Annotated in this window: 17 protein-coding genes; 7 read left to right on the top strand and 10 right to left on the bottom strand. The window is 59.3% G+C overall.

The features are described 5' to 3' along the window. Positions 1–22 precede the first annotated feature (22 nt). Positions 23–1543 carry a HAMP domain-containing sensor histidine kinase gene (locus tag QMK55_RS07930; RefSeq protein ID WP_320329005.1) on the bottom strand — a complete coding sequence of 507 codons (1521 nt, stop codon included), beginning with the start codon at positions 1541–1543 and terminating at the stop codon, positions 23–25. Further along, on the bottom strand, positions 1540–2250 hold the full coding sequence (locus QMK55_RS07925) for a response regulator transcription factor (RefSeq protein WP_102357923.1): 711 nt from the start codon (positions 2248–2250) through the stop codon (positions 1540–1542). Before QMK55_RS07925 ends, QMK55_RS07930 begins: the two co-directional genes overlap by 4 nt. Before the next feature lie 151 nt (positions 2251–2401). Between QMK55_RS07925 and msrB the strand changes: the two genes are divergently transcribed. Genes msrB through msrA form a run of 3 tightly spaced genes read left to right on the top strand, consistent with a single transcriptional unit; the run spans position 2402 to position 5492 of the window. After that, positions 2402–2920 (top strand): peptide-methionine (R)-S-oxide reductase MsrB, encoded by a 519-nt coding sequence (gene msrB / locus QMK55_RS07920; protein WP_320329004.1) that lies wholly within the window; start codon positions 2402–2404, stop codon positions 2918–2920. Positions 2921–2963: 43 nt separating this feature from the next. After that, complete coding sequence (locus QMK55_RS07915; protein ID WP_320329003.1) at positions 2964–4772, top strand: cytochrome c biogenesis protein DipZ; 1809 nt, start codon at positions 2964–2966, stop codon at positions 4770–4772. A 15-nt stretch (positions 4773–4787) separates the two neighbouring features. Continuing rightward, positions 4788–5492 carry a peptide-methionine (S)-S-oxide reductase MsrA gene (gene msrA / locus QMK55_RS07910; RefSeq protein ID WP_320329002.1) on the top strand — a complete coding sequence of 235 codons (705 nt, stop codon included), beginning with the start codon at positions 4788–4790 and terminating at the stop codon, positions 5490–5492. 1 nt (position 5493) lies between these two features. Here msrA and QMK55_RS07905 read toward each other — a convergent pair whose 3' ends face one another. From QMK55_RS07905 to QMK55_RS07895, 3 genes are all read right to left on the bottom strand, one after another. Next, complete coding sequence (locus tag QMK55_RS07905) at positions 5494–6009, bottom strand: hypothetical protein (RefSeq protein ID WP_320330247.1); 516 nt, start codon at positions 6007–6009, stop codon at positions 5494–5496. A gap of 61 nt (positions 6010–6070) precedes the next feature. Next, a complete protein-coding gene (locus QMK55_RS07900) occupies positions 6071–6475 on the bottom strand; it encodes a GNAT family N-acetyltransferase (protein ID WP_320329001.1) in 405 nt (134 codons plus the stop codon). A gap of 54 nt (positions 6476–6529) precedes the next feature. Continuing rightward, on the bottom strand, positions 6530–7435 hold the full coding sequence (locus tag QMK55_RS07895) for a LysR family transcriptional regulator (protein ID WP_102357917.1): 906 nt from the start codon (positions 7433–7435) through the stop codon (positions 6530–6532). A gap of 102 nt (positions 7436–7537) precedes the next feature. On the opposite strand from QMK55_RS07895, the gene QMK55_RS07890 reads away from it, so the two are divergent. Beyond that, complete coding sequence (locus QMK55_RS07890) at positions 7538–8710, top strand: aspartate aminotransferase family protein (protein WP_102357915.1); 1173 nt, start codon at positions 7538–7540, stop codon at positions 8708–8710. A 126-nt stretch (positions 8711–8836) separates the two neighbouring features. Here the strand turns inward: QMK55_RS07890 and QMK55_RS07885 are convergent, their stop codons facing one another. From QMK55_RS07885 to QMK55_RS07875, 3 genes are all read right to left on the bottom strand, one after another. Continuing rightward, positions 8837–10756 (bottom strand): alkaline phosphatase D family protein, encoded by a 1920-nt coding sequence (locus QMK55_RS07885; RefSeq protein ID WP_102357914.1) that lies wholly within the window; start codon positions 10754–10756, stop codon positions 8837–8839. A gap of 72 nt (positions 10757–10828) precedes the next feature. Then, entirely contained in the window at positions 10829–11569 is a 741-nt protein-coding gene (locus QMK55_RS07880) for a hypothetical protein (protein ID WP_102357912.1), read from the bottom strand. A gap of 114 nt (positions 11570–11683) precedes the next feature. Next, positions 11684–12142 (bottom strand): hypothetical protein, encoded by a 459-nt coding sequence (locus QMK55_RS07875; RefSeq protein WP_256588231.1) that lies wholly within the window; start codon positions 12140–12142, stop codon positions 11684–11686. A 25-nt stretch (positions 12143–12167) separates the two neighbouring features. On the opposite strand from QMK55_RS07875, the gene QMK55_RS07870 reads away from it, so the two are divergent. Together QMK55_RS07870 and QMK55_RS07865 are read left to right on the top strand one after the other, a co-directional pair. After that, positions 12168–12917 carry a hypothetical protein gene (locus QMK55_RS07870; protein WP_320329000.1) on the top strand — a complete coding sequence of 250 codons (750 nt, stop codon included), beginning with the start codon at positions 12168–12170 and terminating at the stop codon, positions 12915–12917. Positions 12918–12962: 45 nt separating this feature from the next. Next, positions 12963–13331: a PH domain-containing protein gene (locus QMK55_RS07865; protein ID WP_320328999.1), complete on the top strand. Its 369-nt coding sequence runs from the start codon at positions 12963–12965 to the stop codon at positions 13329–13331. 12 nt (positions 13332–13343) lie between these two features. Here QMK55_RS07865 and QMK55_RS07860 read toward each other — a convergent pair whose 3' ends face one another. Then, complete coding sequence (locus tag QMK55_RS07860) at positions 13344–13673, bottom strand: hypothetical protein (RefSeq protein ID WP_102357908.1); 330 nt, start codon at positions 13671–13673, stop codon at positions 13344–13346. A gap of 268 nt (positions 13674–13941) precedes the next feature. Here QMK55_RS07860 and QMK55_RS07855 point away from each other — a divergent pair, with 268 nt between their 5' ends. Then, positions 13942–14202, top strand: coding sequence for a DUF6429 family protein (locus QMK55_RS07855; RefSeq protein WP_102357906.1), 261 nt, complete (start codon positions 13942–13944; stop codon positions 14200–14202). A gap of 231 nt (positions 14203–14433) precedes the next feature. Here QMK55_RS07855 and QMK55_RS07850 read toward each other — a convergent pair whose 3' ends face one another. Continuing rightward, the gene (locus QMK55_RS07850; RefSeq protein ID WP_320328998.1) at positions 14434–15618 is read right to left on the bottom strand and encodes a hypothetical protein; all 1185 of its coding nucleotides are present in this window, start codon (positions 15616–15618) and stop codon (positions 14434–14436) included. Positions 15619–15680: the final 62 nt, after the last annotated feature.

Here is a 15680-nt window from a genome sequence, read left to right as displayed (position 1 = left end):
AGCAACAGGCCGACGGTGCCGATTATTTGCCCTGCGCGTTCGAATTCATCGAGCGCATCATCCACTGTTCGGCGGTTTGCGGATTGGTCGGCAGCGAGAAGCGAAAAGTCGCGCCGCGCCCCGGAACATCCAGCAACTGAATCTCGCGCCCGTGCAATTGCAGGATGCGGTGCACGATGCGCAGTCCCAGGCCACCGTCGCGCCGCGCCCCGCCGATATTGAACGGCCGCAGGAACAGGCCTTCGCGCAACTCGGGGGCGATGCCGGGGCCGGTGTCGCTGACCGTCACTTCAACCAATGCACCATGCGGCTTCAAATCCAGCTCGATCTCGCCGCCCTGAGGCGTATGGCGCAAGGCGTTATCCACCAGGTTGGTCAGCACCCGCTCGATCAGCCCGAGGTCGGCGCAGACCGGCGGCAGGTTCGGCACGAAGCTGGCCTTGAGTTCGACGTGGCGTGCTTCGGCGGCCAGTTCGAATTTCTGGAAGATGTCCTGTAGCAGATCGATCAGAGAGAAACGCTCCAGCACCGGCTGCACAAAACCGTGTTCCAGGCGCACCAGCTCCAGCAACGATTGCGCCAACCCACCGACCTTGCGGCTTTGATCCAGGGCGATACCCAGATAGCGCCGGCGTTCTTCAGCGGTGAGCGTGGCGTCCTTGAGCGACAGGGTTTCCAGATAACCGTGCAGCGAAGCCAGCGGCGTGCGCAGGTCATGGGAGATGTTCGCCACCAGCTCGCGGCGTTCCTGATCCTGGCGGGTCAGCGAGCGCCATTGTTCACCGAGGCGGTTTTGCATCTGCCGGAAGGCGGCGCCGAGCACGGCGATTTCATCCGGGTCAGCACTTTTATCCACAGCGGGGGACGGGGCGGGCAGCGGTTGCGGTGCGCCGTCGATGTCGAAATGGCTGACGGTGTCGGTCAGCCGGCGTAAGGGCCGGGTGATCAGATTGAACGCTGTGAGACCGGCGATCAGGCACAGCAGCGCGACCAGCCCGATCGACAGCAATGCCGTGTTGAGCGCGGCGCTGGTGGCACCACGTTCGGCGTAACGGTCGTGCTCCTCACTGAGCAGCACCACGTACAGATAGCCGGCCGGTTTGCCATTGACCTTCAATGGCGCGGCGCTGAATACCTTGCGGCCGTCGATGCTGCGCGGGTCATCGCCGAGGATTGGCAGCGGCTGATCGGCGAGCAGTCGTTGAATCGGTGCAAGGTCGACGTTCTCTCGGCGCAATCGACCTTCAGGCGCCGCATTGCCGGCAATCCGCCCTTCGGTGTCGAGCAGATACACCTCGACGCTCGGGTTGACCAGCATCAGCTTGCTGAACAACTCGCGCACGGCACCGGGCATCAGGCCATTGCTGTCCATCAGCACCGTGTCATGAGCGATGTGCTGCGCCAGATCCCGCGACAGACCTTGCACCACTTCCAGTTCATGCATCTTGCTGGAGCGCACCTGCAGCCATGCCGAGGTGCCGCAGCACACCAGCAGCAACACGGCGAACACCAGCGACAGGCGCTGCGACAGGGTCAGTTTCATGGTTGTTCCGTGCCGAATTTATAGCCACGGCCCCACACGGTGAGGATGCGGGTCGGTTGCGCCGGATCGCTTTCGATTTTCGCTCGCAGACGATTGATGTGGGTGTTCACCGTGTGCTCGTAACCTTCATGGCTGTAGCCCCACACCGCATTGAGCAGGTCCATGCGCGAGAACACTTTGCCCGGCTGCCGGGCGAAGAAATACAGCAGGTCGAATTCTCTCGGGGTGAGGTCCAGGCGGGCGCCATTGAGGGCGACGTCGCGGGTGATCGGGTCAATGTTCAGCCCATCGAGGCTCAGGCTGCCGGCGTCCATTTTCAGGTTGCGTGCCATGGCATCGACCCGGCGCAGCAGGGCTTTGACCCGGGCCACCAGTTCCAGCATCGAAAACGGTTTGGCCAGGTAGTCGTCGGCGCCCAGCTCCAGACCCAGAATACGGTGCAGTTCGCTGGAGCGCGCACTGGTGATGATGATCGGTGTATAGCGCGCCATCGCCCGGGCGCGGCGACAGATTTCCAGGCCGTCGACTCCCGGCAACATCAGGTCGAGGATCAGCGCATCCCATTGCCCCTGTTGCAACAGGCGCATGCCTTCGTCGCCATCGGCGCTGTGCACGACGTCGTAATGCTCATCGCGCAGGTGCAGGCAGATCAGGTCGGCGATGTGTTGGTCATCCTCGACCACGAGGATGCGTCTGATCGGTTCCATCAAGCTCAATCCTTAGGCGCAGTGAGCGCATTGTGCGGCTTTTCCTCGGGGCGAGTTATCACGAATTCGTTAACTTCCCGTGAGGATTTGGCGATCAACCCAAGCCTAGGCTGTGTTCCATGACAGGCACCTGGAATTTTTGGAGATGGCCATGTTTTCACGGCGACAGATTCTCGTAGCGAGTGGCGGGCTGGGGGTTGCAGCCCTGGTGGCGGGTGTATTGCCAAAATTGTCCCCGGGCACCGCGCTGATTGATCAGGCCCATGCCGATGCGGTGTTTGAGGTCACCCACAGCGACAGCGAATGGCACGCACTGCTCTCTGACGAGCAGTACGCAATCCTGCGTGAAGAAGGCACTGAGAGGGCCTATACCAGCCCGCTCAACGATGAGCATCGCGGTGGCACTTTCGCCTGCGCGGGCTGTGAGCTGGCGCTGTTTTCGTCGGCGACCAAGTTCGACAGCCGCACGGGCTGGCCGAGTTTCTGGGCGCCGCTGGAGCACGCAGTGGCCACGCGTCAGGACCGTTCCTTCGGCATGTCGCGCAATGAAGTCCACTGCCGGCGCTGCGGCGGGCACCTGGGACATGTCTTCGACGACGGTCCGAAGCCCACCGGCCTGCGCTATTGCATGAATGGCCTGGCGATGACGTTCAAACCCGTGGCGGCATGAGCCATGGCCCGTATTCGATTTTCACTTTCTACAGGACGACACCATGTGGCTCTTGGTTCTCGCTTATCTGGGCGGTGTGCTGACGATCGTCAGTCCGTGCATCCTGCCTGTTCTGCCTTTTGTCTTCGCTCGCACCGGGCAGCCGTTTATCAAGAGTGGCTTGCCGCTATTGGCCGGGATGGTGCTGACCTTCGCCCTCGTCGCCACGCTGGCGGCAGTGGGCGGCGGTTGGGTGGTGCAAGTCAATCAGTACGGTCGCTGGCTCGCGTTGCTGTTCGTTGCACTGTTCGGGCTGACGCTGCTGCTGCCGCGCCTCGCCGAGCGCCTGACCCGGCCGCTGGTGTCGGCCGGCAGCCGCTTGTCCGAGGCCGCCGGGCAGGACAACCGACCGCGTCCCGGCGCGTCGTTTCTGATCGGCGTCGCCACGGGATTGCTCTGGGCACCGTGCGCCGGGCCCATTCTCGGCTTGATTCTGACCGGGGCCGCGTTGCAAGGGGCAAGCATCGCCACCACGCTGTTGTTGCTCGCCTACGCGGCGGGCGCCGCGACTTCACTGGCGGCAGCGTTGTTGCTGGGCGGTAAGGTGTTTGCGCTGATGAAGCGCTCGATCGGCACTGGTGAATGGATCCGGCGCGGGCTGGGCGCGGCAATGCTCGTAGGTGTTGCAGCCATTGCACTGGGTCTGGATACCGGTCTGCTGGCACGGCTGTCGACCGCGTCCACTGGCGGAATTGAACAAGCGCTGGTCGGCAAGCTCTCTGGTAAATCTGCCGCGGGCAACGGCACGATGATGGCGCAGATTCCTGCAGCGGATGACACGGCAAACGGCAGCATGAAGGCCACGGGCAGCGCGATGAAAATCGCTGACAAGGCGCCGGGAACACTGCCGGTCGAAGGCCAGTTGCCGCCGCTCAATGGCGCCGTGCAATGGCTCAACTCGCCACCGCTGGACGCCCAGGCACTCAAAGGCAAAGTGGTGCTGGTGGATTTCTGGACCTACTCCTGCATCAACTGCCTGCGCACGCTGCCGTATGTCAAAGCCTGGGCCGAAAAGTACCGCGATCAAGGCCTGGTGGTGATCGGCGTGCACGCGCCGGAATTCGCCTTCGAACGTGACGTGGGCAACGTCACTAAAGCCATGAAAGAGTTGGGTATCAATTACCCGGTGGCGATCGATAACGACTACAGGATCTGGCGCGCCTTCAACAACGAATACTGGCCAGCGCATTACTTTGCCGACGCCCAGGGGCGCATTCGCTACCACCATTTTGGCGAAGGCGACTACGCCGAATCGGAGCGGGTCATCCAGCAGTTGCTGCGTGAGGCCGGGGCGAAAACCGTGGCCGACGGCTTGATCAACGCCGACGCCCAAGGGGTGCAACAGGCGCCAGACATGAATCAGGTGCTGTCGCCGGAAACCTATGTCGGCTACCAGCGGGCGGAACATTTCGTACCGGAAACCAGCCTGGTGCCTGACAAGGTCGCGACCTATAACCCACCCGCCAACCTGACCCTGAATGACTGGAGCCTCGGCGGCCAATGGGCCGTCGGTGCCGAGCGCGCTACCGCCAGCGCGCCGGCCAGTCGTATCGTCTACCGCTTCCACGCCCGTGATCTGCACCTGGTGCTGGGGCCGGGCGCGGACGGTAAACCGGTGCGTTTCAAAGTGTCGATTGACGGACAGGCGCCGGGTGACGCGCACGGCGTCGATGTCGCCCCGGATGGCAGCGGTCGCGTGACCGAACAGCGCTTGTATCAGCTAGTGCGGCAAACCGATGCGGTGAAGGATCGAACCTTCAGCATCGAATTTCTTGACCCGGGCGTATCGGCCTACGCCTTCACCTTCGGCTGATCAGGAGTGCGCAACATGAAAAATCAAAACAACTGGCGGCGTGGATTATTGGCTGTCGCGCTGGCCGGTGTGATCGGCCAGTGCTCGGCGTTCTCTTTCGGGGCCGAGGACGCGGTGATCATTCCGCCGCCGGCCCTCGACGAAACCACACAGGCGCACAGTGAAACTGCAGTGTTCGCCGGTGGTTGTTTCTGGGGCGTACAAGGGGTTTTTCAACACGTAAAAGGTGTGCAGAAAGCCGTCTCCGGTTACGCCGGCGGTGCCGCGAACACCGCGCAATACGAGCGGGTCAGCGAAGGCGACACCGGCCATGCCGAGTCGGTGCAGGTTACCTTCGACCCGACGCAAGTCAGCTACGGCAGCCTGCTGCAGATCTACTTCTCGGTGGCCCACAACCCGACCGAACTCAACCGCCAGGGCCCCGACAGCGGCACGCAATACCGCTCGGCACTGTTCCCGGTCAACGCCGACCAGCAACGCGTGGCGCAGGCCTACATCACCCAGCTCGATGCGGCGCATGCCTACAGCAAACCGATCGTCACCAAACTGGAAAGCTACAACGGATTTTACCCGGCGGAAGACTATCACCAGGACTTCCTGACCGAGCATCCGAGCTATCCGTACATCGTGATCAACGACATGCCGAAGGTCGCGCAGTTGAAGCAGTTGTTTGCGCAGCGCTATCAGGAGAAACCGGTGTTGGTGAAAGACGGCTCCTGATTCATTGCGCGCTCACTCCCGAGCGTTGCGCCTGAAGCGAGCGCAGCAACCGGTAGTACTTCAGCGAACGAGTGCCAATCAACCCACAAACGAAACCTGACGCTGCAGCTTTGAACAGCAGCATATCCGGGGCGCAGGCTTGCTCTGGATGCACGTCGTCCTGATAGCCAAAGTAGTAATTCACGGCAAAAAACAGCAGGTACAACATCAGCACCTTCCATGAGCCGGGCAAGATCAGTCCTGTTTGCGAATCATCAAGCGTCACGTCTTGAGCCGAAAACATTAGCCATGCCGCAAAGCCGCCCAGCAGCAGAGCGCCAATCCAGCAACTGAGGGACAGGGCCGGGTCAAGCGTCAGATTTATTGAAAAGAGAGACCAGACTATCAACGCTGGTGGCGTGATCAGCATCGCTAAACGGCTCTTGGGGCTGGGCGTGCGAGCCTTGATCCCGAAATAAACCAGTACCAGGAAAACCGCATAAACCCACAACGGGGTGTTTTGCAGAGTGATTAGCATCATTTGGCGTCCGTGCTTGCAAGAGAAGATGAAGCATAGCGATTGCCATGGTCGGCGCCGGTTATTTCAAGCGCGGCCGTTCCATGGCAATCACCGATGTTTCAAACCCCAAACTGGCAAAAAACGCCTCCGCGCCTTCACGACCTGCGCGCAGCACCCAGGTGATGTCGGAGTTGTCGCCCATGACATGCTCGACCAGCGCACGGCCAACGCCTGCGCGCCGATGCTGGTCATCGACCACGACCATCGACAGATAACCGTTGGACAAACCGTCGGTGATGCCTCGGGCGAAACCGATGATCTGCTCGTCGCTCAGCGCGACGGCAGTACGTTGCGAGTTTTCGATGAGTTGGGCGAAGTGGTCGCTGGAGCCTGTTCGATGGCCCCAGCCGTGTTGCCCAAGAAACTGCCGCACTGACTCCACTTCATCGGGCAACAGATTGCGTACGGTGAGGTTGTTTTTCATCAGATGGCGGCGTCCTTGTCGGCGATCATGGGAGCTTAGTCGAAAGCCTCCGGATCAGGATCTGCCCCACGTCTGCATCGCAAACTCGACGAAGCGCCGCAGCTTTGGCAAGCGATAACGATCCGGGGCGTAAAGCAGATGCAACGGGCGGCTCGGGGGCTGGTAATCGGGGATCACCGTCACCAGTTTGCCATCGCGCAGGTCTTGTTCCACCAGCGCATCGGGCAGCATCACGATGCCCATGCCGGTGCGTGCCGCCTGATGCAGGCCAGCGGAGGTGTTCATCAGCATTGGCCCGCTGACATCCACCAGAATCTCACCGTCCGGGCCGCTGAGGCGCCAGCGTTTTTCCACCGATTGCCAGTCATCGCCGGCAGGGTAGGCGAACGACAGGCAATCGTGTTGTTGCAGGTCTTGCGGGGTGATCGGCATGCCGCGTCGGGCGACGTAGGCCGGGGAGGCGCACACGGTCAGGGTGTAATCGATCAGCGGCCGGGCGATCAGGTTCGACTGCTCGAAATGCCCTAGCCGAAACGCCACGTCGAGACCACTTTCCAGCAGATCCGGGCGGCGGTTGGTCAGCACCACATCCATTTTTACCTGCGGGTATTGCAGGGAAAACTCGCTGAGCGCCGGTGCCAGACGTTCGACACCAAAGGTCAGCGGCGCGGTGATGCGCAGCAGCCCGCGAGGCTCGTCGAGGGCCTGTTCGGCCAAGCGCTCGGAGTCGGCCACGAGTCCCAATACATCCAGACAGCGCTGATAGTAAACACTGCCGAACTCGGTCAGCCGCTGCCGGCGAGTGGTGCGCTGCAGCAGCTGCACACCGAGCCGTTGCTCCAGCGCGCGCAGATGATTGCCAACCATGGTCGTGGACATTTCGCACTGCAACGCGGCCGCCGTCATGCTCCCGGCTTCCACGACCTTCACGTACACGCTCATCGCCTGCAACAGGTCCATTGTCAATCTCTGCTTTTAAATGATTGAAGTTTTTCCGAGTTTATCCAGTTCTGGTGGCTAACCATACTGCAAACACACCGACCTTCACTGGAGTTTGAAGTCATGACCGCCGCCCTGATGAACACCTACCAACCGCTGGCCCTGAGTTTCACCAGAGGCCTGGGCACTCGCCTGTGGGATCAGGCCGGTCGTGAGTACCTGGATGCCGTCGCGGGCGTCGCGGTGACCAATGTCGGGCACTCACATCCGCGTATCGTCGCCGCCATCAGCGAACAGGCCGGAATGTTGCTGCACACCTCCAACCTGTACAGCATCGACTGGCAGCAACAGCTGGCGCAGAAACTCACGCAGTTGTCGGGAATGGAGCGGGCGTTCTTCAACAACTCCGGCGCCGAGGCCAACGAAACCGCGCTGAAGCTGGCGCGTTTGTACGGCTGGAGCAAAGGCATCGAACAGCCGCTGGTGGTGGTCATGGCCAACGCGTTTCATGGCCGCACGCTGGGGACGTTGTCGGCCAGTGATGGCCCTGCGGTACGGCTGGGGTTCAATGATCTGCCGGGGGATTTTGTCAAAGTGCCCTTCGGTGATCTGACGGCGCTGGATCAGCTGCAGCAAAAGCATGGCGAGCGCATCGTGGCGATTCTGGTCGAGCCGATTCAAGGCGAAAGCGGCGTGCGACTGGCGCCGCCCGGCTACCTCAAAGCCTTGCGCGAACTGTGCAATCGGCACGCCTGGCTGCTGATGCTCGACGAAATCCAGACCGGCATTGGCCGCACCGGCCAGTGGTTTGCGTTCCAGCACGAAGGCATCGTTCCGGACGTCATGACCCTGGCCAAAGGCCTCGGCAACGGCGTACCGATTGGCGCTTGCCTGGCGCGGGGCAGGGCGGCCAATCTGTTTACCCCCGGCAGTCATGGCAGTACGTTCGGCGGTAATCCGCTGGCCTGCCGGGTCGGCTGCACGGTGCTGGAAATCATCGAGGAACAGGGGTTGCTGGAGAACGTCCGGGTGCAGGGCGAACGCCTGTTGACCCGCCTGCGCGCCGAGCTGGCGGACAATCCTGACGTGTTGGCGATTCGTGGGCAGGGCTTGATGATCGGCATCGAGTTGAAGCAACCGATCCGTGATCTGACGTTGATTGCAGCGCGAGATCATGGGTTGCTGATCAATGTGACGCGCGGCAAGACGATACGGCTGCTGCCGCCGCTGACGATTGATGAGCGGGAGGTGGAGATGATTGTCAGAGGTGTGGCTCGCGCCTTGGCCGCGCACTGACAAGCTACCGATACGCCCCTGCGGGAGCGGGCTTGCTCGCCAATGCAATTGATCATTCAGCAACAATGTCGACTGACAAGATGCTTTCGCGAGCAAGCCCGCTCCCACACTCAAAAAGGCGTCGTGTCAGTCCGGATAATCCGCCAACTCAGGCGCCAGCATCCGCGTCTTCACCGCCCCGTTCGAATTGTGCTGAATGATCTCGCTCGGCTGCCCGTGCTCATTGAAAAACACCTGACCAATCCCCGCTGAATTCCACAGCCGCTCACCGGCTTCGGCATGCTCCGGGGTGTACGGCACGATGCGCATGCGCCGGCGTTTGGTGAGCCAGTTGAGTGGCGAGCGCGGCGAGTAGAGCCAGCGGTTGAGGCGGTCGAACCATTCCAGCAGGGTTTTCGGGAACTCGTTCTTGATCCCGCTGCTGGTGATCTGCCAGATCCGTGGGCCGGCCTTGCGGTGTCGGATCAGCACTTCGTAGACGAAGGAATAATGCACATCGCCGGACAGCACCACGTAGTTCCCGGGTGTGCGGGTGTGTCGGAAAATGTTCAGGATCACCTGCGCGGCGCCGCGATGGGCCATCCAGTTTTCCGCGTCGACCAGCAGCGGATAACCGCACCAGCTGAAAACCTTCTGCACGGTTTCGATCAGCTTCACGCCGAAGATCGGCGCCGGAGAAACGATGATCGCCGACGGGTGATCGAGCAGTTCCTGTTGCAGTTCGCTCAACGCCTCCCAATCGAGAAGCCCCGACGGTTGCTTGAGCGCCATCTCGCTGCGCCAGCGCCGGGTGCGGGTGTCCAGCACCACCAGCGCAGGGCTGCTTGGCAACACAAAATGCCAATGCTGAAAGCGCAGCAAGTCATCGATCAGAGCGTCCTGTACCGGGCTGTCGAGATAGCGATCATCGCCGCTGGCGCTCAGGCGTCGGGTGTTCTCCAGCACATCCTTGAACGCATCCGGATTGTTGCCCCAGCCCTGGCACAGCATGTAAGCGATCAAGGCGTTGCCGATAATGCGTTTGGAGAACGGATGCCCATAGGCGGTTTCCTCCCACTGCGCGGAAAGATTCCAGTCATCGGTGATGTCGTGATCGTCGAAAATCATCAGGCTCGGCAGGTGCGCCAACGCCCGGGCGACATTGCCCAAACCGGCCTTGAAACCATCGATGCGGGTTTGTTCGACGGTGTAGCGCTTCAAGCGTTCAGGCGTCAGCGATGGCGCTGTCGGACTGATCAACGTCCACGCAACCGGCGACCAGACCAACAAATACATCGCCATGACTTCGGCGAAGGTCACCAGGTGATTGTCGGCGCTGCTGCTGGTGAAAATCGGCTTGCGCGCGCCGCCGAAAAATCGCTCGCGTAATGTCTCGTTGCTCTCCAGCGCCGGTAATAAATCCGCGCGATGGTAGTAGCTGGCGGGGTGTTCGTAGAGTTTTGCGCTGTCGCTGACCACGGCACCGTCGAGGTGTTCGTCGAACAGGCCGAGGCGTTCGATCAAACTATGAATGGCTCGCAGCATCGGCCCGGCGACGTCATCGGCGTAGATCTGGTCGCCGCTCATCATCAGCAGTGCCGGGCGTTGCTGCGGATCGGCTTCTACCGCCAGCAACTGATCGACACAGAGCAAGCCATCCGCTGCCGGATGATGGGGCTTGCGGCAGGAACCGTGGAGCAATTGATCGATTCGCGAGCGCACGACAAGGTTGGGACTGGGGGCATCGCCATACAACAGATGTGGCGCCCAGTCGGCGATCTGCTGCTGGCCATCGATCAGCAAGTCGTAGCTTACAACGGTGTCGCAGGGCAGGGCGCTGTCGAGGGCCACGTCGATCAGATGGATGAACGCTTGGCTGCCTACAGGAATGACCGAGCATTTCCCGGCATCGAGAGGGATGTCTCCTACGCCTTGCAGGCGCAAGGTCAGCGACAGTTGACGCGTACCGACCAGCCACAGCACCACTCGCGTTGGTTCCAGTCGGCGCAGCAGCGGGCCGGCCAAAACGGGAGGCAGCGGGTTCAGGTCAGCAGGTATCGGGGACATTCAGGGGCAAAGCTCAAGGCGCACAGGCTGGCGATGATAGCGCAGCCGGCGCCTTGAACCCTTAAACGAGGCTTAAGACTCGATCTTCTTCAGTTTCAGATCGAGCAGTCGCCATGCGGCCTTGTCAGTATCTTTGCCGTCCACTTGTTGAACTGAACAGTCGAAACCGTAGCTGACATCGTCGCCCAACATGTTGCGAGCGCTGACGGTGCTGCTGATGGTATAGGTCTGATCCTTGAATCGTTGGCTGCTCGCGCTCTTGGCACTGGCAATCGCTGTCGACGCTGAAAAGCGCATGGCACTCTTGATGAAGGGTTCGCAAATCATGAACGCCATCATGGATTTGTCCGCGTTCGGATGCGTGCCGGCCAATCGGCGCGAAACGGTAAAGTCGTTATGCGCGTTGTCCTTGAAGTCCTTCTCCAGCAGTGAGGTGGGCAGGCGCTTGCTGTAGTTCGGCAGAAGTGCGGACTCGGGTGGAGATGGCTCGTTCTGTGGTTCGCTGGCGACATAGGTCGCAAGGTTGTCGGACTCGGCAGGGGTGGATGCGATCACAGGTGTAGGCTGCATTGACCGTTCCAGCTCAGGCATGAGTGCCGCCGCAGCGCGCTGTGTCTCGCTGCTTTGTGTTTGCGTCAGCGCCGATGGAAACAACGACAGCGTGATTGACAGCACCACCATCGCCACAATAAAACCACCCGCCGCGCCAACGAGGTTGCCGTAGAAAATATTCCAGCTACCGCGGTTCTTCACCACCCAGCGCCACATGAAACCCCAGGCCGCGACAAACGCCAGAAAACGCAGAAACTCCATTCGATCCTTTCCTTAAACCTTCGAAACCTGAAATCAACGCACGCCCGAAGTGAACGCTGACGATGGCGGCAAGATAACAAAACAGACGCGTAATGCCAGTGACGATAATGGCGCTCAGTGAAAGTTGAGCGCAAAAAACATCAACGTCGTCACACCCGCAGCCAATCCACAGAGGCCGGCGAAAAGTTGGCGGGCCAGCGGATGCTCTGGTTGAGGACGCCTGACCAGCCACATCCATACACCCGCCAGTGCGCCGATTGTTGTGATCACTTGCAGCACGCTACTGGCCAGACTTGCGGGTGCAGGAGGAACAACCGACGGGAAAAGGCCTGAGCAGACCACCGAGAAGGTCATGGCTACCATGAGGCCGCAAGCAGCACCTGCCAGATTGGCGAGGATCAGGTTCCAGGCCCCCCGGCTCTGAACGACCCAGGCCCAAACGGCTGCCCAGACGAAAAAGTACAACAACGCCATCATGGTGTTTTCCCTCTGAAAATTAATCTCCATCGAGGCACTGGCGACCTCTTTACTGGCAGTGGACGGCAAGATATCAAAATAGTAGCGTCGCGCCACTGCCCATCTCCGTAACGGATTACCTATGCCTGTCAGCACCCACGCTTTGCGCCTGTTTTGCGCGATCACACTCGCCGCTGCAATGACCCCTGTATTTGCCGCCGTGCAAGAACACCCGGAAAATAGTTGGCAGTATTACCTCGCCAACTGTCAGCGAATGCAGGAAAAAATGGCCGACGTCCAGAGCGGTCGCGTACCCGGCGCCGTTGAGGTGATAGGCGACCTGGAGAGCAGCTTGCGGATCATGGCTGAACACCGCTTGAACCTGACGCCCCAATACCTCGGCTCGCAAGAGTTCGCGCAATGCGAAAACGTCGCCGCCCAAGGCGAAGCGACGATTGCCCAGGGCAGAGCCGAGTTCGCCGCCAGAATGAACCAGGCCGCTCAGCAAGGTCGCATCGCCCACCAGAACTCCCCCGAATACCAACGCGCGCGTTCACTCGGCTACAGCGACGTCGGTGACATCTCCTTCCTGAAACTGCACGAAGACACCGACGGCGAAGCACGCCTGAAAACCATGCTGATCACCGTCGACGAGATCTGCGGCCAATACTTCCGCGCCACGCAATACGTGAAGCCGTATGTGATCTATACGGTTCGGCCTTCTGACGGCGGTTGTGGTGAGGTGAAACGCGTGGCGGTGGTTGGCGGCCGATCAGTGGAGAAGGGCGATTACATTGATGAGAAGGGCGAATTTCAGTATCTGGGCTGGAAAAAGCTTGTTGGCGCCGATGGCTTCCCGACGGATGTCAGGGTGCTGAAAGCCCGTCGTTGAACCAAAGAAATACCGGGATGTTTTCTTGAAGATGAGGATGGCCAGATGATCGACTTCAACAACAAAGGCTTCTTCAAACTCAAGCAGAACGATGAGTACGTCGAACGCGTAAGCGCACTGTTGCCGGACGGTGAGGAAGTGATCGACTCTTACAAGGCCATGCGTGACGGCGTGGTGTTTACCAACAAACGCATCATCGCGGTCAACGTTCAGGGGATTACCGGCAGCAAGAAGGATTTCACTTCCTTGCCGTACAAAAACATCGTCGCCTACTCCGTGGAAACCTCGGGCACGTTCGATCTGGGTTCGGAGCTGGAGATTTACTTCTCGTCACTGGGGAAAGTGAAGTTCGAATTCACCGGGAAGACCTCGATGGTGGAGATCTCCAAGTACATCTCGAAGCATCTGCTGTAACGGCTCAGCCCATTACAAGATGTCTTTCAAATAATCCTTGAGCGCGAGGAGCGGCTGATCCAGCTGCTCCAGCGAACGCGCCTCGCTGAAGTCAGCGGATAACTTGTGCAACTCGCGCCCCAGCGGTTTCTCGACACCGCCCAAGGCGTCCATCGCCAAGCCCAGGCATTCGTTCATCTTGAACTGAATGGTCTCGACATCCCCGCGCCGCACCAACAGTTCGAAAATGTCTTTCTGGTAATCACCCATGACCATGTCGTCCCGCAGGATCGGGCTCAGGCCTTCTTCCTCGTAAGCGAGCTTGAGGGAGAAAAGGGCGACTGTTTCCAGTGACGTTTCCATGGGGGGCCTTTAGCGACGTCCGTCAGTGTGAGAGTTGATGCCTGGATGCAACCACCGTCAGGTGCAAGATGCGTAGGGCTGCTTTCAGAGGGGCGTGATTATACGGAGCGAGATCAACAAGTGCAGCCCAAAGGCGAGGCCGGGCACACTGAAGCCGATCAATAACCCTTCGCGGGATTGAGCGGCATTTCCGTCGGAGGTCGGCGAGTATTATGGTGAGCCTTCACACACTCGACGTTAACTGTTGAACACGAATGGAGTGACGACCATGGAATACGACGACAAACTGATGGAAGACGCCGTGCTTGCGCTGTTGGCAGCACTCAGTTCCGACGACGGCAATGCCTGGAAAGGATTCGATTTCGAGATCATGAACCGATTGCATGAGCAGGGTTTCATCAGTAACCCGGTGAACAGGAACAAGTCGGTCTGGTTGACGGAGGAGGGGCTGGAGCGGGGGCGGGCGATAGCAGCGCGGTTGTTTGGGGGAAGTGCTCAGGCTGAGCCTGCAAACGACTCCGACACCTGAGTTCGTGCTATGTCACGTGCGAGCCGCGCGGTGGTGAGCTTTCAGCATTGCGCGTCCACTTTCCGACAGACGAAAAAAAAGGCCTTGCTAAGCAAGACCTTTGTTAATTTTGGTGCCCGAGGGAGACTCGTGCACCCCATATAAGTCATGGTCTATAGCTTGATTTTATATCAAGGGATACACGGAGGGATACAGGGGCACGATTGCTGTAGTCCGGTTTGATGTTGGCGCTTAATAAGCGCCGTACCGCTTACCAGCAGATAGTAACCCTTTGATGTCGAATAGTGGGTGCCCATAGAGAAAGCTTGGTGTGACTTCATCATCGTCTTCATCGGGATTGGAATGTTGATGGATGGGGAAAAAAGGTACATCGCGATGATCTCGAGCGGAGTCGGCTCGATATCGTTCTGTTGGGATACCGGGCTCGTACAGCATGTAGGCGAAGTCGGTCATGGAGTTGACCCGGAGCAACCAATGCCAGCCAGAGGGTAGACTCAACCTGAGATGCCAGCCTCGCTTACGTTTCTGCGCTGAACCAACCGTACCACCTAGCTCCTTTGCCGCTAGGGTATGGATAGTGGGTATAAGGTCATCTGGAATGGAGTCAAGTTTGTTTAGCGCTGGCAAATCCCAGGAAAGACTAAATAGAGACGCTAAGAAGCTGAAGGTGGATGGGTGCTCTTTGGCTGAGGCCAAGTGTTCGGAACACACCGACATCTGAATCATCACCGCGGCGGTAGGGCTTCCGATCGTGGTTGCTGCATAGCATTCCGCGTTTTTCCCACAGACGACGCATCCATTTCCTTTCGCAAATACGAAGGTTTTTTCTACGCTGGTGTTTGCTAGCCGACCTTCAACGAACTGAATCGGCATACTCAAAATTTTGCGGGTGTGATCTTGCCAAGCCTCGAATACGTGCTTCCCGGTAGGTGTATCAAGCAGCTTGTAAAGCTCCTCTTCCGACTGAAGTTTTATCCAGGGTTTGTTAGTGAACGCTAGTTCATCATGTGTCTCACCTGTTGTTAGGCGATAAGTTCGTAAGCATCCGCAATCTTGATTTGCGTCGAAAACAAGAACGCCAGCTTGCTGACTATTGATCCAGTAGCGGCGTGGGGCGAGAGCCACAAGCCTTTTCCAGAAAGCCTCCTTGTGGACGCTCAGCTCTAGAACAAACGAAATGCGGCTCGGAACCGCCTTCAGAAAATCAAAAGCTTTTGAACAAACCCAGGTGTCGATCAGTTCTGCCGTAACCTCATCTGCAGGAATCGCATCCATTCCTCTGTCGATTTTTATGAGTTGGCGTGGCTTAGAGGTATAAAACATATATTCCTGCGTAGGTTCATGGGTAACAAGAAAGTCTTTGTCTTCGAGACCCGGGCGTTCGTCAAGCTTTCCGACCAAGCTGAGTCGGTGCATGGGGGCGAAGTCTCACAAGCACCTGGGCATCCCGCTAGACAGACCACGAAAGTCGCCGGGGA

The sequence above is a fragment of the Pseudomonas sp. P8_229 genome (genome assembly GCF_034008635.1).
Lineage (GTDB): Bacteria > Pseudomonadota > Gammaproteobacteria > Pseudomonadales > Pseudomonadaceae > Aquipseudomonas.
Note: the sequence above shows the minus strand (reverse complement) of the source record. Positions and strands in the feature narration are given on the sequence as shown.